General features: G+C 69.5%; 2 pseudogenes. Both read right to left on the bottom strand.

The window, feature by feature from the left end:
- A pseudogene (locus A9Z05_RS38040) lies at window positions 1–106 on the bottom strand (MarR family transcriptional regulator); the annotation flags it as partial.
- Window positions 103–430, bottom strand: a pseudogene (locus A9Z05_RS38035) (alpha/beta hydrolase); the annotation flags it as partial. The pseudogenes A9Z05_RS38040 and A9Z05_RS38035, both read right to left, overlap by 4 nt.

Genomic DNA, 430 nt, shown 5'->3' with positions numbered 1-430 from the left:
GCGCGGCGCTCGCGCGCGTGTCGGTTTCGGCCTTGCGGTCGATCCAGCGCTGCACGCGCCGCTGGCCGATGTTCAACATGAAAAACAGGCGTCGGTCTTCGCTCAAGCTGGGTTCCCGGCTGCAATGGAAAGGAAGGGGCGGCACGCGGTGTGCGGCGTATCGAGCGCCTGCGCGAGCCAGTCGGCGACGTCGGGCCACAGCACGGCGCCGGGCCGGCTGCGAAAGAAGCCCATGTGCCCGACCGGGCCGCTGCCCGCCGCGTGCGGATCGATCTGACGGCGTTCGACCTTCGCGCGGGTCAGATAGCTTACCAGCAGGCCGATCGCGGCCGGGTTCGCCCAGGGATCGTCGTCGAAGCCGAGCGCGAGGATCGGCAACTGCTGCTTCGAGAAGCGCTCGGCCGCGCCGAGCGTCGGATCGTCGAAGAAG

The sequence above is a fragment of the Burkholderia sp. A2 genome, assembly GCF_001729305.1.
Classification (GTDB): Bacteria; Pseudomonadota; Gammaproteobacteria; order Burkholderiales; family Burkholderiaceae; genus Burkholderia; species Burkholderia sola.
This window is presented reverse-complemented; position numbering and strand designations above follow the sequence as displayed.